Raw genomic sequence first — 22,776 nt, forward strand, 5'->3', positions numbered from 1 at the left:
CCCTGGGCATCCAAGTTGGCTTCTAACTCATTAGTGCTTAGTTGTTGGCGGCTCGTGCTCAAGCCAGTCTGAAGCCAGCGCAAACCAAGCCCAATTAAGCCCTATCAACTTCTCTCATCATGACTTTCAACTACAAAAATATACTTGTCGGTGCTGGCGTAACGGTGCTGCTGGGCCTGACTTCCCTGGGCACTACCTCGTGTCGGGACGAATTTATTGACCTAACCGACCCCACGCGCCTGCCTACCGTGGAGGGCTACACCGATTCATTGAGCATCTTCAACGGGGTGACGGCGACTTACGCCTCCTTGCAGGACTTGTACGGTCGCTCGGGCGGCAGCCGCGGCCTGTTCATCTTCGGCGAAATTCCGTCGGATAACAGCTTCACCGTGTCGTCGGGCGAGCGACTCAACGAGTACAACGATTTCACGCTGGTGAGCGACAATCAGCACCTACAGAGCTATTGGCAATCGACGTACCGCACCATTGCGCGCTGCAACATTGTGCTGAACCGCGGTGGCGCTGTCAAGCTCACCGATGCTACTCGTAACCGGTTCTACGCGGAGGTGCGCTTCATTCGAGCCTTAGCCTACTTCAATGCCGTGCGCATCTGGGGCGAAGTGCCGCTGGTGACCCGTGAAATCGAAAGCATTCCCGAAGCCTACGAATTTGGTCGTCAACCAGTGACGGAAGTGTACGCGCTGATTGAGGAAGACCTGGCTTTCGCCGAAGCTAACTTGCCGCCGACGCAAACCACTGCCAACCTCGGCCGCGCTACCAAAGGTGCTGCTACAGCTTTGCTGGGCAAGGTGCTACTTACGCAGAAGAAGTATCAGCAGGCTGTGAGTACGCTGCAGCCGCTAGCCACCGGCACAACGTACGCGTTGCAGCCTGCTTATGCCAACATCTTTCTGACTACCAATGAGATGAACAGCGAAATCATCTTCGCGGCGCGCTACAGCAAGGGCGCACTTGGGGTGGGTAGTGCGTTCAGCACTTGGTTTATGCCGGCCCTAACCGCCGCGGTGGCTACCACCGTAAATGGCAACGTGGGCACCGGCCAGCAGTTCAACAGTGTAGATCCGGACCTAGTAGCCGCCTTCACGGCCAGCGGCACGACGGATGTACGTGCCACTGCCTCTTTCGGTGCCTTCACCAGCGGCAGCAACCCTACGCTCTACTATACCAAAAAGTACAACGACGTGCCTACCAGCGCCTTCGATGCCGAAAACGACTGGATCGTGTTGCGTTACGCCGATGTGCTGCTGATGTATGCCGAAGCCGTGAATGAGCTAAGCGGCCCCAACGCTGCTGCTCTTACGGCCGTGAACCAGGTAATTCGTCGCTCGCGCAACCTGCCGGTGGCTACGCCCAGCGCCACCGTAGATTTGCCCGCCGCCACCACCCGCGAAGCCCTGCGCACCCGCCTGGAAGTGGAGCGCCGCTTGGAACTGAATTTTGAAGGTCACCGCTGGTTTGATCTGGTGCGCACCGACCGGGCTATTCCAGTAATGAATGCCTTCTTCACCCGCGCCAACAGCACCATTCGCCTCAGCCAGAACTCGCTGCTGTTCCCCATTCCGGTGCAGGAAATCCAAACCAACCCGATTCTGACCCAGAACCCCGGCTACAACTAAGCACTGCGGTGTGATGCTGAGCTGACGCGGTTTGTACTTCTCAAACAGCCAACTCAGCATCGCACCAAGTCGCTATTTCACTTTTTACACCCTGCTATGACTTTACCGAACCTGATGAAAACGCTGATAGCCTCTGTACTGCTGCTGGTTGGCACATTCAGCAGCCAGCTAGTACAGGCCCAGTCGGCGTTGCTCCAAAATGCCCCCAGCGCCGTGTATTGAGCCTGAACGGATCTTGGAACTACATCATTGACCCCTACGAGAATGGCTTCTACGACTACCGCCGCGAGGCCTTTGATCAGTCGAAGTCGGGCAAGGGCGGCTATTATGATAACCAGAAGCCTAGCAGCACGCAGGAAGAGGAATTGATTGAGTACGACTTCGATAAGTCGCAGGCCATGCAGATTCCGGGTGACTGGAATTCGCAGCGGCCGGAGCTGCTCTATTACGAAGGCACCATCTGGTTTAAGAAAAGCTTCAACCTGACGCCCAAGGCCGGCAAGCGCTATTTCCTGTATTTCGGGGCCATTAACTACGAGTCGCACATTTACCTGAACGGCAAGAAGCTGGGCATGCACAAGGGCGGTTTCACCCCGATTCAGTACGACATCACGACCGGCCTCAACCCCTCGGGGGGCAATTTTGTGGTCGTGAAGGCCGACAACACCCGCCGCCCCGAAGCAGTACCGACCATCAACACGGACTGGTGGAACTACGGCGGCATCACCCGCGACGTGTTTATTGCCGAAACGCCTGATACCTATATCGTTGACTACAAAGTTCAGCTATCTAAGGACGACGCCAAAACGCTTACCGGCTACGTGCAGCTCAGCGGCGAAGGCCGAGCCGGCCAAACGGTGAGCCTGAATATTGCCGAAGCGGAAATTAAGCAAACCATGAAAACCGACGCCGAAGGGCGCGCCACCTTCAGCGTGCCGGCCCGCAAGCTCACGCTCTGGTCGCCCCAAACGCCCAAGCTCTATACTGTTGCCTTAAGTGCGAGTGGCGACGCTATTCAGGACAAAATCGGCTTCCGCACCATTCAGACGCGGGGTCAGGACATTTTGCTGAACGGCAAGCCCATCTTTATGCGTGGCATTTCCATGCACGATGAAAACCCGCTAATTCCCGGCCGGGCCCGCGGCGAAGGCGACTTACGCATGATGCTGACTTGGGCCAAGGAGCTGGGCTGCAACTTCGTGCGCCTCGCTCACTACCCGCACAACGAAATCATGCTCAAGCTGGCCGACGAAATGGGCTTGTTGGTGTGGGCTGAAGTGCCGGTGTACTGGACCATTGCCTGGGAAAATCCCGCGACTTACCAGAATGCCGAAACCCAGCTCTCGGACCTGATCAACGTGGGTAAAAACCGCGCGAGCATTGTGATTTGGTCGGTGGGTAACGAAACGCCACTGGGCGAGCCCCGCCTGAAGTTTATGAGCAACCTGGCGAAGAAAGCGCGCAGCCTAGATGATACGCGCATGATTTCGGCCGCGCTGGAGCTGCACCGCACCCCCGACAACGTGATCCACGTGGACGACCCGCTGGGCGAGTTCCTGGACCTGACCAGCATCAACGAGTACGCTGGCTGGTACTGGGGCGGCAAGCCCGGCGAAATCACCAAGTATAGCTTCGACATCAAGTACAAAAAACCCGTGATCATCAGCGAGTTTGGCGGCGATGCCCTTGCCGGATACCACGGCGACGCCAACACCCGCTGGAGCGAGGAGTACCAGGAAGCATTGTACCAGAACCAGATCAAGATGCTGGGGGGCATTTCTGGTCTCCGCGGCATGACTCCCTGGATTCTGGCCGACTTCCGCGCCACCCGCCGCCAGCACCCCGTGTATCAGAACGGCTTCAACCGCAAAGGCTTGATTTCGAGCACCGGCGTAAAGAAAAAAGCCTTCTACGTGCTGCAGGAATATTATCGGCAGCTGGCCCAGAAATACGACAGCAAATAGAATATGAAACCCGTAAGCCAGAACGTCATGCAGAGCAGAGCGAAGCATCTCGCCAGCTGTAGTCAGAGTGGTACTCACGCATCAGCACGCGAGATGCTTCGCTCTGCTCTGCATGACGTTCGACTGGTTGGGGCTTTTCTGTTGCTGCTCGGTGCTACTACTGCTGCACAGGCCCAGAACCGCGATAGCGCCGAATACACCCTGCGCGTAGCGGCTAAAAAGACCATCAATAACTCCGCTATTGATGGAAAAGCGGGTTTCTCGGAGTACAAGAATTACCCTACGCGCACTATTGCGCAGCTGCAAGGCTTCAAGCCCGCTACCGTTAAGCTGAGCAAATACGGCGGACGGCTGGACAAGCACACCAAGGCCACGGGCTTTTTCCACGTGAAGAAAATCGAAGGACGCTGGTGGGCTATTGATCCGGAGGGTTACTACTTCCTGCACAATGCCCCTAATGACGTGCAGCCGGGCCGCTCGGAGCGCACGAAGAAGGCTTTGCAGGAGAAGTATAAGGACAATGCGGGCTGGATGTCCGCCACCCGTAAGTTTCTGTTTGCGAACGGCTTTAACGGCGCGGGCGCCTGGTCAGCGACCAAGGAGATTCAGGCCGAAAACGTGAAGGCTGATAAGCCGCTGGCTTACACCATCAATCTGGATTTGATGAGCGGTTATGGGAGCAAGCGAGGCGGCACCTACGTGCAGCCCGGCCACAAAGGCTACCCCAACGACGTGATTTTCGTGTTCGATCCAGGCTTCGAGGAGTTCGTTGAGGAGGCTACCAAGCAGCTGGCTAAGAACAAGAACGACAAGAACCTCTTCGGCTATTTCTCCGACAACGAGATGCCGCTGCTCCGCAAAAACCTCGACGGCTACCTTACGTTGCCCCCCACCGAGCCCGGCTACGTGGCCGCCAAAAAGTGGGCCGACGAGCGCGGTATTACCCTGGCCACCATCACCGACCAGCACCGCCAGGATTTCCTGGCCTACGCCGCCGAGCGCTACTTTTCCATCGTGGCCAAGGCCATGAAAAAGAACGACCCCAACCACATGTACCTCGGCTGCCGCTTCCACGGCGCCCAACGCTACTACCCCGAGCTAATGCGCGTGGCAGGCAAATACCTCGATGCTGTGAGCATCAACTACTACAACAACTGGACGCCCGAGAAGAAGTGGGTGGCCGAGTGGGAGCAGGTAGCCGGCAAGCCTTTCATGGTGACGGAATGGTACGTGAAGGGCGAAGACGCCCCCGGACTGGCCAACACTGCAGGCGCAGGCTGGGTAGTGAAGACGCAGGAGGACAGGGGGCTTTTTTACCAGAATTTCACGCTGGGTTTGCTGGAATCAAAGAATTGCGTGGGCTGGCACTGGTTTAAGTACCAGGATAATGACCCCACCCTGGTGGGCGCTGAGCCCTCGAATACCAATGCCAACAAGGGCATTGTGAATAACTACCTGGAGCCCTACACACCGCTGCTGGATAAGATGCGCGAGCTAAACCAGCAGATGTACACCCTGGCCGACTTCTTCGACAAACGCCAGCCCCAACCATGAAGTACGCCGCTACTTTGCTGCTGAGCTTAACGCTCCTGCTAACAGGCTCGGCCGGTGCGCAGAGTCTGCGGCCGCGGCTGCGCGAGGTGGTAGCGCCGCCGGCGCGTAAGGAGCAGTTTCGGCTTTACCTGCTCATTGGGCAGTCGAATATGGCGGGGCGCGGGGTGGTAGCAGCGCAGGATACACTTCCTAACCCGCGGGTGTTGCGCCTAAACCAAGCCGGGCAGTGGGAAGTAGCCAAAGACCCCGTTCACTTCGATAAGCCGGTAGCCGGCATGGGGCCAGGACTTAGCTTCGGCAAAACTCTGGTTGCGCAGGAGGCCGGCATCACCGTGGGGCTGATTCCGTGCGCGGTAGGCGGGTCGGCCATTGCCTTTTGGCAGCCGGGCGTGTTTTACCCCGCCACCAAAACCTACCCCTACGACGATGCCCTAGCGCGGGCCAAAGCAGCAATGCAGAGCGGTACCCTGGCCGGCATCATTTGGCACCAGGGCGAATCGGACAGCAACCCCGCCGGCAGTGAGGCTTATGCCCAAAACCTGACTGAATTAATTGTGCGGCTGCGTCAGGATCTGCAAGCTCCTAGCGTGCCCTTTGTGGCTGGTCAGCTGCCCGCATTTCAGATAGAAAAAGCCGATAGCCTCGGTCGCAAAACCACTAATGCTGCGGCCATTCGCCTCAATGAGGCCATAGCTACTCTTGCCCGAATGGTGCCGCATTACGCTTACATCAGCGCTGAGGGCACCCACGACAACGGCGACCAAATCCACCTAGATGCCGCCTCCGCCCGGCTTATGGGCCAGCGCTATGCCCGGGCAATACGCAGTCTGCAAGCCAAGGCCAAACGCCCCAAACGCTCCTGACGCTACCTAGGCATTGCTTTAACAGCTCACTACTTCACTCCCCCGCTCATGAAATCGTTGCCTGTACTCGTCTTTTGCATCCTGCTACTGATGCAGTGCAGCAACAAAGAGTCCGGCGACGTGGCGCCTGTTCCAACGCCTACACCCCCAAAAACGCCCCCCAGCACCACATTACGGCAAGTAGCGCCCTTTCCGATGGGTGCGGCCGTGAACATTAATCTGCTAAAGACGCGGGCCGCTTACCTGAACGTGGTAAAGACCGAATACAATAGCGTGACGGCCGAAAACGCCATGAAATTTGGCGCGGTGCATCCCAGCGAGACGGTTTACAACTGGACCGATGCGGACTATTTGGTGGAGTTTGCGCAGCAAAATAATGCCCGCGTGCACGGCCACACGCTCATCTGGTACAAGTCGCTACCCAGTTGGGTCACCAACTACCAAGGCAACACGGCGGCGTGGGAGAACCTGATGAAAACCCATATTCAGACCGTTGTGGCGCACTTTAAAGGCAAAGTAGCGGCGTGGGACGTGGTAAATGAAGCCTTTGAGGATGATGGGCAGTTGCGCAATAGCATCTGGCGGCAAAAGCTCGGCGACGACTACATCGCGCGGGCCTTTGAGTACGCGCATCAAGCCGACCCTGAGGCTTTGCTTTTCTACAATGACTATGGCCACGAGTACAGCACCACGAAGCGCACGGCTATTCTGGGCCTAGTAAACAGCCTAAAGAGCCGTGGTATTCCGATTCATGGTATTGGCCTGCAAATGCATACTAGCAGTACTATTTCCAATACCAATCTGGCCAACGCCATTAATACGGCCGCTCAAACCGGCTTCAAAGTGCATTTGGCCGAGCTGGACATTGCCATGAACCGAGATGCGGTGGCTACGGCAACGTTCACGCCGGCGCTGGCCGCGGCGCAGAAAGACAAATACAAAGCCGTGGTGCAGGCATTCAGGGCGCTGCCGGCTGCCCAGCGCTACGGCATCACCACCTGGAACGTGGGCGACGCGGATACCTGGGTGCGCGGCTACTGTAGCTGCCCCGATTGGCCCCTGCCCTTCGACGAAAATTACCAACGCAAGCCCGCCTACGACGGCATTGTGGAGGCTTTACAATAATCAAGCACTAGTGCGGGCTTGAGAGAAGCCCGTGCTTCTATGTTCACTTGGCGGCCACTGGCCACATTGGGGAATGGAAAAGCAGCTTTTCAGTAGTTCATGCGTCGGCCGCCTTGGTGGGTGAAATGCGTCGATGCTAATAGAAAAGCTGTGGCTAGTGGCCGCCAGTGAACATCTTATCCTTTGTTTTTGCCCCCCAGCGGCGACTTTTTACCCTAAACTGAATGCGCCTACCTCTTCACAGATATTTACTCCTGGGATTGTTGCTGGCCTCCGGCACCACCGGATTAGCCCAGAAAAAGCCCCCCACGGCGGCTACTATTGAGCAGCGCGTCAGCAGTTTGCTGGCCCAGATGACCTTGGAGGAGAAAGTCGGCCAGCTCAACCAATACTCGGGCCGCGAGCTGACGGGCCCAGTCAGCAACCGCAAAACCGATTTGCTCAACAGCATTCGCAGCGGGCAGGTAGGCTCCATGCTGAACGTGAAAGGCGTAGCCGACACGCGCGCAATTCAAGCGGAAGCCATGAAGTCGCGCCTGAAGATTCCGCTGCTGTTCAGCCTCGATGTGATTCACGGCTACCAAACTGTTTTCCCGATTCCGTTGGGTGAAGCGGCTTCCTGGGACTTGGCGGCCATCCGCGAATCGGCGCACGTGGCGGCCCGCGAGGCAGCGGCTTCGGGCATCCACTGGACGTTTGCGCCCATGGTGGATGTGGGCCGCGACCCGCGCTGGGGTCGCGTGATGGAGGGCGCCGGCGAAGACACCTACCTCGGCTCCCAGATTGCCAAAGCCCGCGTGCTGGGTTTTCAGGGCGAGAAGCTGGGCAGCACCGACGCCATAATGGCTTGCGCCAAGCACTTCGCGGCCTACGGGGCCGCCTTGGCCGGCCGCGACTACAACGTGGTGGATATGAGCGAGCAGCAGCTTTGGGAGGTGTATCTGCCGCCCTTCAAAGCGGCGGCCGACGCGGGCGTAGCCACGTTTATGAACTCTTTCAATACCCTGAACGGCATTCCGGCCACCGGCAACAGTTATTTGCAGCGCGACATCCTGAAGGGTCAGTGGCAATATCCCGGCTTCGTGGTGAGCGATTGGGGCTCGATCAAGGAGATGGTGGCCTGGGGATATTCTCTGGATAAAGCCGACGCCGCCCAAAAAGCCATAACCGCCGGCAGCGACATGGACATGGAAAGCGACGCTTATTCTGCTTCGCTGGCACAGCTCGTCAAAGATGGCAAAGCCGACATAAGGCTCGTGGATGACGCTGTGCGCCGTATTCTGCGCAAAAAGTTTGAGTTGGGCCTGTTCGACGATCCCTACAAGTTCTCGGATGCCAAGCGCGAGAAAAAGGTACTCAGCGACCCGCAGCACCGCGTGGCTGCCCGCCAGATAGCGCAGAAATCCATCGTGCTGCTGAAGAACGAGAAGAACACGCTGCCCTTAACCTCGCAGCGCAAAATTGCCCTCATTGGTCCGCTGGCTAAGGCCAAGCGCGACCTGGCCGGCAGCTGGATTGTGCTGGCCGATACCACCCAAATAACCTCCGTGTACGACGGCCTGACCAAGCGCGGCGGCGAAAATGCCCCCAGGTGCTTTACGCCAAAGGCTGCGAGGTGCAGAGCGACTCCCGCGCCGGCTTCGCGCAAGCCGTAGAAACGGCCAAAGCCGCCGACGTAATTGTGCTGACCGTGGGCGAAACCTGGGACATGAGCGGCGAGGCCAAGTCGCGCGCCGATATTCATTTGCCCGGCGTGCAGGAAGAGTTGTTTCAAGTCTTGAAAGCCACCGGCAAGCCCATTGTGGTCATACTCATGGCAGGTCGGCCACTCATTTTTAACGCCATAGCCGATCAGGCCGATGCCATCTTGTACGGCTGGTGGCCGGGTTCGGAGGGCGGCGCGGCCCTGGCCAACGTGCTGTATGGCGACTATAATCCGTCGGGCAAGCTGCCGGCTACGTTTCCGCAATCTGGGGGGCAAATTCCGATCAGCTACCAGCAATACAGCACTGGTCGGCCCGTTACCAAGCCCGGCGACATTCGCTACAAATCGGCCTACATCGACGCGCCCAATACGCCGCGCTACGCTTTTGGCCACGGGCTGAGCTACACTACGTTTAAGTATGATGGTTTAAAAATCAGCCAGCCTAGCATGCGTGCGGGCCAAACGGTGCAGGTGCAGCTGACGGTGACTAATACGGGCCAGCGCGCCGGCGAGGAAGTGGTGCAACTGTATTTGCGCGACTTGGTGGCTTCGGTAGCGCGGCCGCTGAAGGAACTCAAGGATTTTAAGAAGCTCAGCCTCAAGCCCGGCGAAACCCAGACCGTGACGTTCGTCGTCGATAAAGACAAGCTTGCCTTCTACAATCGGAAGCTGGAATGGGCCGCCGAGCCCGGCGAGTTTCAGCTCATGGTTGGCTCCGCCTCCGATGATATTCGGCTGGAAAGCAAACTAACCCTACTACCCTAAGCGACCTCTCTATATGCTTTCTACTATTCCCGTGCAGCCCGATGGAGCCACCGATTCCACTCCTCGCCCGAAGGCCGCTCTTGATCAGTTTTCCCTACGCGGCAAAGTCGTTGTCATTACTGGGGCCACGGGCGTGCTGGGTGAGGCTATGTCGCTAGCCGTGGCCGAGGCCGGCGCCAAAGTAGCCATCCTCGGCCGCGACGCTACCCGAGCAGCGGCGCGCGTGGCGGCAATTCAAGGCATGGGCGGCGAAGCCATGGCGGTATTAACGGACGTCCTAGACCAGGAAAAAATGCAGGCCGCTTGCGACGAGATTCTGGCTGCTTGGGGTTCTATTGATGGTTTGGTGAATGCAGCGGGGGGCAATATGCCCGGCGCCACCATCGGTCCCGACCAGGATTTGTTTGATCTGAGCATTGAGCAAACCCGCCAGGCGGTAGACCTGAACCTGTTCGGCACCGTCATTCCTACCACTATCTTTGGCCGTGTGATGGCCGAAAAAGGACGCGGGTCTATTGTAAATATTTCCTCTCTTACTGCCCAACGGCCTCTAACTCGGGTGTTGGGCTACACCATGGCCAAGAAAGCGGTGGAAGCGTACACGCAGTGGATGGCTTCGGAGCTGGGCCTGCGCTACGGCGGCGCCCTGCGCATGAATGCCATTGCCCCCGGCGTTTTCCTGACTGAGCAAAACCGTTCCTTGTTACTCGACGCTGACGGAAATCATACAGATCGGGCCCGCAAATTCATCGCCCATACGCCCTATCAGCGTTTCGGCGTGCCCGAGGAACTGACCGGTACGCTCATCTACTTGCTCAGCGATGCCTCCCGCTTCGTAAGCGGTGAAACGATATTGGTGGATGGTGGCTTCAATGCCTTCAGTGGCGTATAATTGGTCATTAATCAGTTCAAAAGGCAGTCATACAGAGCGCCGCGAAGCATCTCGCGTGTTTAGTTGGAAGACTAATCTCATCCCATCAGAATGTCATGCTGCGCTGGTTGAAGCATGACAATATTCTGACAACGACCGCGCGATACTGCGTCCTGCCTGACGTCCTCCTAGTGTTTTCTTCCCTATGCCTATCATTCAAAGCTGGCGCTGGTACGGCCCCAATGACCCCGTAAGCCTCTCCGACATCCGCCAAGCCGGTGCTACCGACGTGGTATCGGCCCTGCATTATATTCCGAATGGTGAAGTGTGGCCCATAGCCGACATCAAGCAGCGGCAGGCTGAAGTAGCCGCGGCGGGCCTCACGTGGAGCGTGGTGGAAAGTGTGCCCGTGCACGAGCAGATCAAAACCCGCACCGGCAACTTCGAGCACTACATTGCGAATTACCAGCAAAGCCTGCGCAACTTGGCTGCTTGCGGCATTCATACCGTCACCTACAACTTCATGCCCGTGCTGGACTGGACGCGCACGGATTTGGCCTACGAGGTAGAAGATGGCTCTAAAGCGTTGCGCTTCGAAAAAGATGCATTTGTGGCCTTTGATGCGCTGCTGCTGAAGCGCCGTGGGGCTGCTCACGAGTATACGTCTGAAGAATTGACGCGAGCCAAGACGCGCTTAGCTGGCATGAGCGAAGCCGAGCGGCACCAGTTAGAGCGCAACATCATTGCCGGCTTGCCCGGATCAGAGGAAAGCTTCACGCTCGCGCAGTTTCAGCAGGCGCTAGACGCGTACGACGGCATCGACGCAGCGCGACTGCGGCAGCACCTGATTCTGTTTCTGCAAGCCATTGTGCCCGTGGCCGAAGAAGTAGGCGTGAACCTGGCTATTCACCCCGACGACCCACCCTACCCTATTCTAGGATTGCCGCGCGTGGTCAGCACCGCCGCCGACGTGGAAGCGTTAGCCACCGCGGTGCCTTCGCTAAATAATGGCTTATGCTTCTGTACTGGCTCCTTCGGCGTGCGGGCCGACAACGACCTGCCGCAGATGGTACGCCAGTTTGCCGACCGGATTCATTTCATTCACCTGCGCAGCACTCAGCGCGATGCGGGGGGCAATTTTTACGAAGCTAACCACCTTGAAGGCGATGTAGACATGTACGCCGTGATGCGCGAGCTGATAGCCGTGATGCGCCAGCGCCAAGTGAGCCTCCCCATGCGCCCCGACCACGGCCACCAGATGCTCGACGACCTGCACAAAAAAACCAATCCCGGCTATTCCGCCATTGGCCGCCTGCGCGGCTTAGCCGAATTGCGCGGTCTGGAAATGGGCATTTCGCGCAGCTTAGCAGCGGAATAAGTAACTCCAAAACAGTGCGGAGACGCAACACTTTGCGTCTTGTCGTTGCTATGTTGGTCGTTCAGGCGGGAGAAGGTCCTGCCTTCGTCAGGATGACAGACGATTATGATTCTGACAGCAACATTTGCCCCCCAGCCACTTAGGCAGCGAAGTATTTATCCACCAATTCATCCGTCAGCTCACGCGAACCTAGCTGCCCGTTTTGGGCAGGTGGGAAAGCGTTGCGGCAAAAGCCAGCTTGGCGCTGGAAATCATACAGCGCGTGACTTTTGCCGTTGATGAGCAGCACAGCCGTGTTTTGGGCTTCATCCCAGAAGATTTGGGCGGTTATGGGCACTTCTTGATCTTCAATATCAGCCACGTTGTAGATGTGGAGCGCATCGAGCAGTTCCAGCTCATTGCCGTTGCGCAACGCGTAGAAGTGGCCGGTGGTGCCGTCATCTTCAAACAGAACCTGAAACTCATTATTAGCCGCTGCGCTGCTGATTAAACGGTTTTTCTCGCCGGGCTCTGGTTCGCCTACTCGGAATTTTTCTTCGACGCTTAAGATCATAGCTGCAATAAAAAAGGAGCCGCTAAGTAGCGGCTCCTTCGTTTTACGAGAAATCTGGGTTGAGGTCGCTACACTTTGTCAGCCAGGAAACGGGCCGTGTGGTTCGTGTCTTTGAGCTTCACCATGTCTTCAGGCGTGCCTTCGAACAATAAATGCCCCCCATTGAGGCCACCTTCCGGGCCGAGGTCGATAATCCAGTCGGCGCACTTGATGATGTCGACGTTGTGCTCGATGATGAGGACCGAGTTGCCTTGCTCTATCAACGCGTTTAGGGCTTTGAGCAGCTTGTTGATGTCGTGGAAGTGCAGGCCGGTGCTGGGTTCGTCGAAGATGAACAGGATTTTATCCTGCTGCAAGGTGGCGCCTTTGGTCAGGAAGGAAGCCAGCTTTACGCGTTGGGCCTCGCCGCCCGAAAGCGTATTGGCCGACTGGCCCAAGCGGATATAACCTAGTCCCACGTCGTCCAGCGGTCTGAGGCGCTCGGCTACTTTGGGCTGGCCTTTGAAGAACTCCACGGCATCGGCTACGGTCATGTCGAGCACGTCATCGATGCCTTTATCCTGGAATTTCACGTCCAGAATATCCTGCTTGAACTTGTGGCCGTTGCAGCTTTCGCAGGTCAGGTAGATGTCAGCCATAAACTGCATCTCAATCTTCACCTGGCCTTCACCTTGGCACACTTCGCAGCGCCCGCCTTCGATATTGAAGCTGAAGTGCGAAGGTTTTAAACCGCGCGCTTTAGCCAGTGGCTGCTCCGAAAACAAGGTCCGGATGGCGTCGTAGGCCTTCACGTACGTCACTGGGTTGGAGCGCGAGGACTTGCCAATCGGGTTCTGATCGACAAATTCTACGTGCGTCACCTGCCCGTTTACGCCCATCAGGCGGTCGAACCTACCAGTGGCTTCGCCCGCTCCGCCGCCGAGCTGCTTCATGAGTGCGGGGGCCAAAATGCGCTTTACCAGCGTCGATTTGCCGGAGCCCGATACGCCCGTTACCACCGTCATCACGTTCAGCGGAAACTTGATGTTGACGTTCTTGAGGTTGTTTTCGCGGGCGCCGGTTATTTCCAGGGTGTTGCGCCAAGGGCGGCGTGAGGTGGGTACTTTGACCTCCATTTTGCCCCCCAGATACTGCCCGGTATAGGTGCTGGTGTTTTTAAGAATCTCGGGGTAAGTGCCCTGGAACATCAGGTTGCCGCCGCCCGAACCGGCTTCGGGGCCGATGTCAATAATCTGGTCGGCCTGCTCCATCATCATTTCCTCGTGCTCCACCACAATCACGGTGTTGCCGAGTTTTTGCAAGGAGCGCAGCACGCCAATCAGCTGCTCCGCATCCTTGGGGTGCAGGCCGATGCTGGGCTCATCGAGAATATACATGGAGCCTACCAGTGCCGAACCCAGCGACGTAGCCAGCGAAATACGCTGCGATTCGCCCCCTGAGAGCGTACTGCTCAGGCGGTTGAGCGTGAGGTAGCCCAGGCCCACGCGGTGCAGGTAGCCCAGGCGGTTGGTCACCTCCGTTACCAGGCGCTCAGCTACTTTGGCGTCGTGCTCGGTTAGGGTCAGATTGTTGAAAAACTCCAGGGCCTTGCTCACCGGCAGCAGCACCACGTCGGTGATGCTCTGACCGTCGATTTTGACATACTGGGCGTCTTTACGCAGGCGGGTACCGCGGCAATCGGGACAGGTGGTGCGGCCCCGGTAGCGGCTTTGCAGCACGCGGTACTGGATTTTGTGGGTCTGGGTACTTACCCAGCGGAAGTAAGCGTCGAGGCCCTCGAAGTACTTGTTGCCGTCCCAAAGCAAGCGGCGCTCGGCTTCGGTCAGCTCGTTGTAGGGGCGGTGAATGGGGAAGTCGAAGCGGATGCCGTTTTTCAGCAAAGGCTTCAGCCACTCGCTCTGCTTATCGGTGCGCCAGGGGGCAATGGCGCCCTCAAACACGGTCAGGTTTTGGTCGGGAATAACGAGGTCTTCATCAATGCCCAGCACCGAGCCGAAGCCTTCGCAGGTCTGGCAGGCGCCGTAGGGATTGTTGAAGCTGAAGAAATTGACGCTCGGCTCCTCGAAGCTCATGCCGTCCAGTTCGAAGCGGTCGGAGAAGATGCGGGTTTCCTCATCGAGGCGCACCAAGCAGGTGCCGTGGCCCTCGAAAAAGGCCGTTTGCACCGAGTCGGACAGACGGAACTGCAAATCTTCGTCGCCGGGCCGGATAACGGCGCGGTCAATCATGATGTGCACGGCGCCTTTCACTTCCGGCTTGCCTTCCCCAATCAGGTCTTCGATGAACGACACTTCGCCGTTTTCGGTCACTACCCGCGAGTAGCCTTTTTGCAGCAGCAAATCCAGCTCCTTGCTCATCTTCCGGCCTTCCTCGGAGGGAGTCAGCGGCGACAGCAGCATCACACGGGTACCATCGGGCAGCGTAAACAGAAAATCGACCACGTCGGCCACGGTATCCTTGCGCACCTGCTCGCCACTGACGGGCGAAAACGTGCGACCTACGCGGGCAAACAGCAGCTTGAGGTAATCGTAAATCTCGGTGCTGGTGCCGACGGTGGAGCGGTTGTTCTTAATAGATACCTTCTGCTCGATGGCAATAGCCGGCGAAATGCCCCGGATATAATCGACGTCGGGCTTGTCCATGCGGCCCAGAAACTGGCGGGCGTAGCTGCTCAGGCTCTCCACGTACATGCGCTGACCTTCAGCGTACAACGTATCAAACGCCAGGCTCGACTTGCCCGACCCCGACAGCCCCGTCACGACAATAAACTTATTGCGCGGCAGCGCTACGCTGAGGTTTTTGAGATTATGAACCCGGGCATTTTTAATGAGAATAAACTCGCGCGGATCAAGCGCGTCAATCGGGTCGTCCGCGGGGCCGGCACCTGGAGGGAAGCAGTTTTGGGCATAGGTAACGTAACAGCCGGCAGCGGGTGGAAGGTTTCGCCCACAGCGTTTTGAATTCGCAAAGGTACGGCGGGGGTGGTTGGGATGGTAACTGCCTAGTGGTTTTGCGCTACTGCTCTATGATGACTTTTAGTGTAATCTATGCTACTATTGGTACGATTTACGCTACTATTTTGTGCGTTAAGGATTCATTGACGCTACTCCTTAATGGCGATAACACTAATTTCACCAAAAATTTTAAGGGAAAAAATAACTAATGAGAAGGTCAAAACAAATTACGTTGACAGTATTAATACTTTCCCTACTTACAGGGTGTGATTTTATTAAAAACGCTTTCACATATAAAGATAAAACAAAGGGCTTTATTGAATCAGTCTTAAAGAAAGACTACAATAATGCGATTGGTTATTTCGCTATGGAACATGAAATAGCAAAAGACTCTAATTCTGAAGAAATGAAAGCAAGTTTCGCCAGATTTCGAGAAATTATAGTCAAAGATTTCGGAACAGATTTGGACTTCACTTTTATGAATGCCGAGAAGAAATTCTCAACTAAGGAAGAGGAAAATACAGCACCTAACACAACAGTTGCACTAATTGAGTTTTCGAACGGTAAAGAATTTGGAATCTTTAAGGTTGTCTTTGACGACAAATCAGGAAAGATATTGAATATAAATACACTTGATGTAAAGAAGCCCGTTCCGTCTATGATATACTTTTGGTTATTTGGGCTTGTCGCACTATGTGTTCCTATATTTAATATTTATGTCATTAGACAAATAAAAAAGAGTGACTTAAGAAAGAAAAAACTAAAATATATTGCAGTGTTTGTTTTCAATGTTCCTGCATTGACGTATGCCGCGGTTAGCGGATTTTCCTTTAATATTCTTAGTTTTCAAATTTTACTTGGACTTAGTTTTAGCTACATGGGATATCTAGGTTCAGTCTGGACTTTTGGAATTCCATTGGGCGGATTATATTGGTTTTGGAAAATTAGACAACGAAAAATTGAGGTAGCAGAAACTGAAGTTGCTGCTTATTAAATTATCCCCCTAACTGGCGCGAGTTTAGCGCAGCGTAACTCGTGACACTTATCCGGGCGAGGCTGTGCCTCGCATCAGAACGTCTTGGCCACTTAATCTCACCCAAGTTTGCCGCTAACGCGGCAGTGGAGGCACAGCCTCCACTTTATAGTTTGTCACGAGTTGCGCTGCGCTAAGCTCGCGCCAGCACTGGAGCGTTTTAGATTCAAATTTCCTCCCATTATGCCCATCGAAGTCATAAATGCGGAAGTGACGCTGGAGAAATTTTCTGGCAAAGGTGGCTGGACGTATGCGCCCGTGCCGGCGCCGTTTGCGGGTTCCAAGGGTTACTTCAGCACGCTGCCGGTGAGCGGGCACATCGATGCGTTTGAGTTAACCAACGCGCACTTGATGTCTATGGGTCAGGGTCGGCTGTTTCTGCCGGTGAAGGCCGCTATTCGCAAGGAGTTGGGCAAGCAGGCCGGCGACGTGGTGCGGCTGGTGCTCTTCTGCCCCGATGAAGAGGCGCCGCTCACCGTATCCGCCGATGACTTTCGGGAGTGCCTGGCGGAGGTGCCCGGCGCGCTGGAAGCTTACGAGCGCCTGAGTGCCGCGCACCAGCAAGCCTGGGTAGCGTGGGTAGCGGCAGCCTCCACCGATGAGCAAAAAGTAATTCGGGCCGAAACTGCCTGCACGCGGCTGGCACATTTGCCCCCCAACACGAAAAGCTGCCTGCCACCGACGTAAAAAAGCCCCCCAGCGGCGGCTGCGGTCATGCTGAGCGGAGTCGAAGCATCTCTACTGCTTCGTTGATTACCGTTGCGGGAGAGATGCTTCGACTCCGCTCAGCATGACGTCCATTTTGGGATAACTTTAGCTTGGCGACGTCAGCACGCGAGATGCTTCGTGCTGCGCTGCATGACAAAAAATGTACATATGCTCTAAGGCAGGTCGTTGTAGCTAATCACTTTCACGCCGGGCATGGCCGCCAGAATTTCGCGCATGCCTTTGCCGTGCGAGGCTCCTACTCCCACAATTACCTTTTTGGCGCCTTGCTGACGAGCCTGGCGCACAATGTTCTCGCACATCCCCTGGTTGCGCCGCTCATATTGCACCTTCATTCCCTTCACCGATTCCGTGGGAAAGCCCGGCATGCCATAGAGCGCCTCACCACCGTAAAAATTCATGGCTTCGTCTACTGCGTCGTAGGCGGGTGTATTCATGAATTGGTAATAAATCATCTCCTGCGTGAGGGTTTCGGTGGGCTTAATATCATCCCCAAATGTGCGGTAGGCCACCACGGCGGCCTGAATTTTCTTGGCCGTTAGCGCCTCGGCAGAAGTGGAGTCGGCTTTTACCCGCGCCTTGAGCGCTTCTACCGCCACGGCCGTGCGGCTCCATTCTTGGCTCCATTCCTTATCGTACTTCTGGCAATCCATGGGGTAAACGCGTTGCCCTAGTTCATATACTAGAGGAAAATAAATCCGGTCGTACTCGGTGCCGGGGCGTAGTAGCTTCACCTTTCGTAAGGAGTCGGCGCCGCCAAGCACGGTATCGAAGTGGGCTAGGTCGGCGGGGCTGAACTTGGGCTTCTGAACCTTTTCCAGAATGTGCAGCTGGTACTCGGCGTTGGCCCGGTCGTAGGCCAGCACGTAGTTGCGAGCCAGCTCTATTCGGGTGGTGTGCTTGTCGGGCGACTTCCGAAGCGTCTTTTCCTGCTTGCTGATTTCACGCGCTAAGTTCTTGGGCATTACCGGTGTACGCCGCAGGATATAGCGGTAGCGGGGCATAAATGTATAACGGCCGTAGGTGCTGTCGTTGGCCGCTTTTAGCTCCGCTGGCAGCATGTACTCACCGAACACCATATCTGGCTGATAGGCCTTTAGCTTGTCAATAATAGGCCGGTATTTTTCCGGCTTGCTGGGGTTGCCGTGAGAGGAAGCCACCAGCACGACCTCCAGAGGCGCTTGAGCGCTAACGTTGCTGCTAAAGCCCGCGCAAAGCAGTGTAATGGTGAGGAGGAGAAGTAGAGATTGTTTCACTAGATGTTACTGTGATTTTAATAAAGGATAGGTTGTAGAGTTAAGATGCTAACAGTAGGTTAAAAGGATGCCTGGGGGGCATTTTTATTTACAACAACCCCTACCGTCATGCAGAGCGGAGCGAAGCATCTCGCATGTTAACCAGGATTACTAATCCAATGTCAGCACGCGAGATGCTTCGCTCCGCTCTGCATGACGGGCGAAATTATTGGGACAATCCTTCTAACAGCTTTCTTATTTAGCCAAAACGGGTAGTACCGCCTGCGTCCAGATTTCATAGCCGGCGCGAGTCATGTGCAGGCCATCTTCCAGGAAGAGCTCCGGGCGGGGTTTGCCATCGGCGCCGAGCATGGGCGCACCCACATCCACGAAGCGCAGCCGCTTGGGGTGAGCCTCGATATATTGACGGATGAGGTTGTTGGCCTCCTGCATTTTGGGGTAAAGCGCCCACCGGGCCAGACTAGGCTTGATAGACAGAAAAACCAGCTGCGACTTGGGCAGCTTCCGGCGCATAAGCTTCTCAAATGTGCGGAACGACGCATATACTTCCTGGGGCGTGGCACCGGCCGCTATGTCGTTGTCGCCTTCGTAGAGCACCACTTGCCGCGGCCGGTAGCGCACCACCAGCTGATCAAACAGCTGAATGGCATCGGGAAAGCGCGAGCCGCCGAAGCCGCGGTTGAGCACAGGTTGATTGGGGAAGTCGGTGGCCAGCGTTTCCCACATGCGGATGGAGGAGCTACCGTAGAACAGAATAGCGGCGATGGGGGGCTTTTTGAGGCTGTCCTGGCGTGCAAATGCTCGTAGCTCAGTCGTCCACTGGGCGACGCTGGCAGGGGGCGGAGCCGTTTGGGCGAAGCCCGTCAGCGCGACCAGTGAGAAAAGCAGAACAGCAAAAGCGCTCCTCAGAGCCTGAAGCGAACGTAGCCGAAAACGAAGCATAGAGTTGAGCATACTACTGATGAAAGATTGGGCAGCTGGCACTCACTGAGGCATCAAGGTAGCGGAAGCAACGCGATTCTCAGCTAAAAAAGCCCCCGCAAGCCGCCTGATAGCCACAGCAACGGGTGGTACTGGTCGGTGATTTTCTGCGCCTGCCTTAGTAAATATAGCATTTAGCCAATGGCAAAATTTAGAGATGGGTATACTATTCCTATCACTGGCCGGCGTTTTGCACCTGCCTGCGTCAGCTATTCATATCCCTCCCTATGCATACCGCCACCCCATTTCTGCTGCTATTTCAGCTCCTACTTGCCTGCAGCACCTCAGCGCTGGGCGCTGCCCCGGCTCTGGGGGCAAATGGAGTGGGACCCTGAAAATACCGAACGGTAAGCTGCTCCAGCTTCAGCTGCATATCTCCGACAATAATGGGAAGCCCACGGCCAGCTTGGATATTCCGACCCAAAATGCGCGTGGCATTGCCGTGGAGCGAGTGGAGGTGCGCGGCGACAGCTTACTGTTGCAGTCGAATGCCATTCGAGCCTCCTTCGCGGGCCGCATAGCACCTACTGGGGGGCTAATTACGGGTAAATGGCGGCAAAATGGCGCTAAGCTGCCACTGCTGTTGCAGCGCACCAGCACCGCCGTAGTGGCGGCTGCCGCGGCGGCTACCCCAACTATTCCGCCGAGCAAGCCTGTGGCCAGCAAGAACGCAAAACGGCCACAAGAACCCCAGACACCATTTCCGTATCGCGAAGAGGAGGTGCGTTTTACAAACAAAAGCGCTGGTATCAACTTCGCCGGCACCCTAACGGTGCCGCAGGGTGCGGGCCCATTTCCGGCCGTCGTGCTGCTTTCGGGTTCTGGGGCCCAAAATCGCGACCAAGCCGTGTTTGGGCACCGCCCATTCTGGGTTATTGCCGATTATCTGACCCGCCGCGGTATTGCCGTGCTGCGCTTCGATGATCGGGGGGTGGGCCAGTCGGGGGCAATTCGGCCACGGCTACGGCCGCTGATTATGCCACGGATGCCCAGGCCGCCCTGGATTTTCTGCGTACCCGCCGCGACTTAAATGCCAAGCAACTTGGTTTGGTAGGGCACAGCGAAGGCGGCACAGCTGCTATTATAGCCGCTAGTAAAGCGCAAGCGTCTAACTTCCTGGTACTACTGGCCACGCCCGGCGTGCTTGGACCTGAGGTTATCGTGCGTCAGACCTTGGACATCTCTCGTCTGAAAACCAATGACCCCAAAATTCTGGCTGGCGTAGAGCAGCGCCAACGGGCCCTGCTCAACATCGTGCAGCAGATCAGCGACAATAAGCACGCGCGGGCCCGTCTTATTCCGGCCATGATTCCGCCCATTCCGCTGCCTCCCGAGCAAGCCGCGCAGATGCAGAAACTAGCCGAAAATAAGGCTGACATGATGACTACGCCGGCTTACCGCTATATGCTGGAGGATAATCCGCCCAAAAACCTGCGCACGATTAAGTGCCCGGTGCTGGCGCTTAATGGCTCCAAAGATCTGCTGGTAGCGGCTGAGCCTAATCTGAAGTCAATTGAAAAAGCATTGAAAACCGGGGGTAACCGCGACGTGACCGTAAGGGAGCTATCGGGCCTGAACCACCTTTTTCAGACAGCCCCTACTGGTGCCGTCACCGAGTATGAGGGCCTTACGGAAACATTCTCCCCCACGGCACTACAAGCCCTGGGCGACTGGATCGTTCAACGAACCAAATAAGGTTACGGGCTGGTTATTAAGACAATTATCTTTTTCCGCTATTGCATAGATAGCAAGCGAACGGCACGCCGATTGCGCTAGTGAAAATATTTGTCTTAAATTATCCCAAAATAGCTTAATCGCCTATATTAATCACTATTCAGCGAGTGATAGGCTAGAAGACTATTGTTGCGTTTGACTGACTCCCAAGCAGAACATAATTAAACTTTATGAAGAAATCTTTATTCATTTCTCTGTTAGCGTGCCTGCTGATTTGGCTACCTAACCTTAGCCAAGCCGCTGATCCTGCTCCGCTAAAAGGCCAGTGGAAAGGGATGCTGAAGGTACCAGGAGGCAGCCTGGAGCTAATTATCACGATTATGCCGCTTACAAATGGCTCTTACTATGCAGCGCTAGATGTGCCTAAGCAGCGGGTTAACCGCATGCCCGTAGAGGTTGAGCTGAAAGGCAACGACCTGACGCTACGTATGGAGCAGGCTGGCAGCAGCTTTGTAGGTAAAGTAGGGCAAGGCGCCGCTACCCTCACCGGTACTTGGAAGCAGCCTGGCCTCACCGCTCCGCTTGTACTGAAGCGCTTGGTCGTTTCTACGCCGCCCGTAGCTAAAAAAGCGCGCCTCACCCCCCCCTACCGCGAAGAGGATGTTGCGTTTATGAATGTCGCGGCTAAGCTCAAGCTGGCCGGCACGCTGACCATACCAGCCGGACCAGGTCCGTTTCCGGCGGTGGCTCTCTTATCTGACACAGGCCCGCAGGATCGGGACGCCGGGCAGCAGGAATACCGCATGTTTGGGCAGCTCGCCGACTATCTCACGCGCCGCGGCATTGCCGTATTGCGCTTTGATGATCGAGGTGTAGGCAAATCGGGTGGGGATTATCGTACTGCTACTACCGTCGATTTGGTAGGCGATGCGCAGGCTGCGTTAACGTTTTTGCGCTCGCGCGACCTCATCGACCCGCAGCATGTGGGCTTGCTGGGGCACGGGGAAGGTGCCAACGTAGCCTTACTAGCTGCGGCCGACCAACACACGAAGACGCCTGATTTCGTGGTATCCTTGGCGGGCTACGGCCTAACCGGTCGGGACGTGCTGCTGCGCCAGCAAGTAGAAATTATGCGGCTTATTGGCTCAGATGCTCAGCAAGTGCAAGCGGCCGTAGACCTTCACAACCGTATGGTGGAAGTAATACGCCAGACACCCGATGATACGCAGGCGCGAGCTAAGCTGGCCGGCATCCTGCGGCTCAATAACACGCATATTGACCCGGTGATGGCTAAAGCACGCGCTATTCAGCTCACCACGCCGTGGTCGCGCTACTTCATGGATTTTGATCCTACCCACAAATTATCTGACGTAAGATGCCCAGTGCTGGCGCTCAACGGCGTGGATGACTTACAGGTAGCGGCCCGCACGAATCTTTCTATGTTATCGAAAGGTCTCAACGCTAACCGCGATGTGACCGTGCACAAGCTGGCGGGCGTCAATCACTCTTTTCAACCCGACATGAAAGATTGGCCCATTGTGAACGGGCAGCAGCAGCCGGCTTTCTCACCCAAAGCGCTGGACACCATCCGCGAGTGGGTGATGGATCGTAGCGGGCAGCCCGACGCTAAAAAGTTAGCAGCGCACACCACGTTTTTCAAACGACTGAAGCCTAACTTCGCCAAGCAGCCTAAGAGTCAGGCGAGCCGGTAGCATCATTTGTTTTTGGCATAAAATA

18 protein-coding genes are annotated in these 22,776 nt (G+C 56.2%); 14 read left to right on the top strand and 4 right to left on the bottom strand.

Annotation, left to right across the window (positions count from 1 at the left end; genetic code table 11):
* Positions 1-119: 119 nt before the first annotated feature.
* From EPD59_RS19090 to uxuA, 9 genes are all read left to right on the top strand, one after another.
* Positions 120-1,637 (top strand): RagB/SusD family nutrient uptake outer membrane protein, encoded by a 1,518-nt coding sequence (locus EPD59_RS19090; RefSeq protein ID WP_133274168.1) that lies wholly within the window; start codon positions 120-122, stop codon positions 1,635-1,637.
* Positions 1,638-1,855: 218 nt separating this feature from the next.
* Positions 1,856-3,601 carry a glycoside hydrolase family 2 protein gene (locus EPD59_RS19095; protein WP_205703447.1) on the top strand — a complete coding sequence of 582 codons (1,746 nt, stop codon included), beginning with the start codon at positions 1,856-1,858 and terminating at the stop codon, positions 3,599-3,601.
* A gap of 93 nt (positions 3,602-3,694) precedes the next feature.
* Positions 3,695-5,155 (top strand): agarase, encoded by a 1,461-nt coding sequence (locus EPD59_RS19100; RefSeq protein ID WP_133274169.1) that lies wholly within the window; start codon positions 3,695-3,697, stop codon positions 5,153-5,155.
* A complete protein-coding gene (locus EPD59_RS19105; protein ID WP_133274170.1) occupies positions 5,152-6,018 on the top strand; it encodes a sialate O-acetylesterase in 867 nt (288 codons plus the stop codon). The genes EPD59_RS19100 and EPD59_RS19105 overlap by 4 nt, the downstream gene beginning before the upstream one ends.
* A gap of 48 nt (positions 6,019-6,066) precedes the next feature.
* Positions 6,067-7,143, top strand: a complete 1,077-nt coding sequence (locus EPD59_RS19110) for an endo-1,4-beta-xylanase (protein ID WP_133274171.1) — start codon at positions 6,067-6,069, stop codon at positions 7,141-7,143.
* 260 nt (positions 7,144-7,403) lie between these two features.
* Positions 7,404-8,798: a glycoside hydrolase family 3 N-terminal domain-containing protein gene (locus EPD59_RS22000; RefSeq protein ID WP_205703448.1), complete on the top strand. Its 1,395-nt coding sequence runs from the start codon at positions 7,404-7,406 to the stop codon at positions 8,796-8,798.
* Positions 8,735-9,613, top strand: coding sequence for a glycoside hydrolase family 3 C-terminal domain-containing protein (locus EPD59_RS23340; RefSeq protein ID WP_205703449.1), 879 nt, complete (start codon positions 8,735-8,737; stop codon positions 9,611-9,613). The genes EPD59_RS22000 and EPD59_RS23340 overlap by 64 nt, the downstream gene beginning before the upstream one ends.
* 13 nt (positions 9,614-9,626) lie before the next feature.
* A complete protein-coding gene (locus EPD59_RS19120; RefSeq protein WP_133274172.1) occupies positions 9,627-10,505 on the top strand; it encodes an SDR family oxidoreductase in 879 nt (292 codons plus the stop codon).
* Positions 10,506-10,689: 184 nt separating this feature from the next.
* The gene (uxuA, locus tag EPD59_RS19125) at positions 10,690-11,862 is read left to right on the top strand and encodes a mannonate dehydratase (protein ID WP_133274173.1); all 1,173 of its coding nucleotides are present in this window, start codon (positions 10,690-10,692) and stop codon (positions 11,860-11,862) included.
* 139 nt (positions 11,863-12,001) lie between these two features.
* Here the strand turns inward: uxuA and EPD59_RS19130 are convergent, their stop codons facing one another.
* Together EPD59_RS19130 and uvrA are read right to left on the bottom strand one after the other, a co-directional pair.
* Positions 12,002-12,415: a DUF2251 domain-containing protein gene (locus EPD59_RS19130; RefSeq protein WP_133274174.1), complete on the bottom strand. Its 414-nt coding sequence runs from the start codon at positions 12,413-12,415 to the stop codon at positions 12,002-12,004.
* A gap of 68 nt (positions 12,416-12,483) precedes the next feature.
* On the bottom strand, positions 12,484-15,276 hold the full coding sequence (gene uvrA / locus EPD59_RS19135) for an excinuclease ABC subunit UvrA (protein ID WP_133274175.1): 2,793 nt from the start codon (positions 15,274-15,276) through the stop codon (positions 12,484-12,486).
* A 325-nt stretch (positions 15,277-15,601) separates the two neighbouring features.
* Here uvrA and EPD59_RS19140 point away from each other — a divergent pair, with 325 nt between their 5' ends.
* Together EPD59_RS19140 and EPD59_RS19145 are read left to right on the top strand one after the other, a co-directional pair.
* Positions 15,602-16,363 carry a hypothetical protein gene (locus EPD59_RS19140; protein WP_205703450.1) on the top strand — a complete coding sequence of 254 codons (762 nt, stop codon included), beginning with the start codon at positions 15,602-15,604 and terminating at the stop codon, positions 16,361-16,363.
* 222 nt (positions 16,364-16,585) lie between these two features.
* Positions 16,586-17,089, top strand: coding sequence for a DUF1905 domain-containing protein (locus tag EPD59_RS19145; protein ID WP_133274177.1), 504 nt, complete (start codon positions 16,586-16,588; stop codon positions 17,087-17,089).
* 194 nt (positions 17,090-17,283) lie between these two features.
* On the opposite strand, the gene EPD59_RS19150 is transcribed toward EPD59_RS19145, so the two are convergent.
* Together EPD59_RS19150 and EPD59_RS19155 are read right to left on the bottom strand one after the other, a co-directional pair.
* A complete protein-coding gene (locus tag EPD59_RS19150; protein ID WP_133274178.1) occupies positions 17,284-18,384 on the bottom strand; it encodes a hypothetical protein in 1,101 nt (366 codons plus the stop codon).
* A 234-nt stretch (positions 18,385-18,618) separates the two neighbouring features.
* On the bottom strand, positions 18,619-19,326 hold the full coding sequence (locus tag EPD59_RS19155) for an SGNH/GDSL hydrolase family protein (protein WP_133274179.1): 708 nt from the start codon (positions 19,324-19,326) through the stop codon (positions 18,619-18,621).
* 196 nt (positions 19,327-19,522) lie between these two features.
* Here EPD59_RS19155 and EPD59_RS19160 point away from each other — a divergent pair, with 196 nt between their 5' ends.
* The 3 genes from EPD59_RS19160 to EPD59_RS19170 all read left to right on the top strand — a co-directional run bounded on the left by EPD59_RS19160 (position 19,523) and on the right by EPD59_RS19170 (position 22,751).
* Complete coding sequence (locus EPD59_RS19160) at positions 19,523-20,395, top strand: alpha/beta hydrolase family protein (protein ID WP_133274180.1); 873 nt, start codon at positions 19,523-19,525, stop codon at positions 20,393-20,395.
* 17 nt (positions 20,396-20,412) lie between these two features.
* Positions 20,413-21,060 (top strand): hypothetical protein, encoded by a 648-nt coding sequence (locus EPD59_RS19165; RefSeq protein ID WP_394347206.1) that lies wholly within the window; start codon positions 20,413-20,415, stop codon positions 21,058-21,060.
* A 209-nt stretch (positions 21,061-21,269) separates the two neighbouring features.
* Positions 21,270-22,751: an alpha/beta hydrolase family protein gene (locus EPD59_RS19170; RefSeq protein ID WP_133274182.1), complete on the top strand. Its 1,482-nt coding sequence runs from the start codon at positions 21,270-21,272 to the stop codon at positions 22,749-22,751.
* The last annotated feature ends 25 nt before the right edge of the window (positions 22,752-22,776 follow it).

Origin of the sequence: Hymenobacter radiodurans (assembly GCF_004355185.1) — a bacterium.
In the GTDB taxonomy this organism is placed as follows: domain Bacteria; phylum Bacteroidota; class Bacteroidia; order Cytophagales; family Hymenobacteraceae; genus Hymenobacter; species Hymenobacter radiodurans.

Bases quoted from the DNA above. Each gene is read 5' to 3' on its own strand.
- EPD59_RS19090 (WP_133274168.1), top strand. From the start codon at position 120: ATGACTTTCAACTACAAAAATATACTTGTCGGTGCTGGCGTAACGGTG.
- EPD59_RS19100 (WP_133274169.1), top strand. From the start codon at position 3,695: ATGCTTCGCTCTGCTCTGCATGACGTTCGACTGGTTGGGGCTTTTCTG.
- EPD59_RS19105 (WP_133274170.1), top strand. From the start codon at position 5,152: ATGAAGTACGCCGCTACTTTGCTGCTGAGCTTAACGCTCCTGCTAACA.
- EPD59_RS19110 (WP_133274171.1), top strand. From the start codon at position 6,067: ATGAAATCGTTGCCTGTACTCGTCTTTTGCATCCTGCTACTGATGCAG.
- EPD59_RS19120 (WP_133274172.1), top strand. From the start codon at position 9,627: ATGCTTTCTACTATTCCCGTGCAGCCCGATGGAGCCACCGATTCCACT.
- uxuA (WP_133274173.1), top strand. From the start codon at position 10,690: ATGCCTATCATTCAAAGCTGGCGCTGGTACGGCCCCAATGACCCCGTA.
- EPD59_RS19130 (WP_133274174.1), bottom strand. From the start codon at position 12,415: ATGATCTTAAGCGTCGAAGAAAAATTCCGAGTAGGCGAACCAGAGCCC.
- EPD59_RS19145 (WP_133274177.1), top strand. From the start codon at position 16,586: ATGCCCATCGAAGTCATAAATGCGGAAGTGACGCTGGAGAAATTTTCT.
- EPD59_RS19155 (WP_133274179.1), bottom strand. From the start codon at position 19,326: ATGCTTCGTTTTCGGCTACGTTCGCTTCAGGCTCTGAGGAGCGCTTTT.
- EPD59_RS19160 (WP_133274180.1), top strand. From the start codon at position 19,523: ATGGGTATACTATTCCTATCACTGGCCGGCGTTTTGCACCTGCCTGCG.
- EPD59_RS19170 (WP_133274182.1), top strand. From the start codon at position 21,270: ATGAAGAAATCTTTATTCATTTCTCTGTTAGCGTGCCTGCTGATTTGG.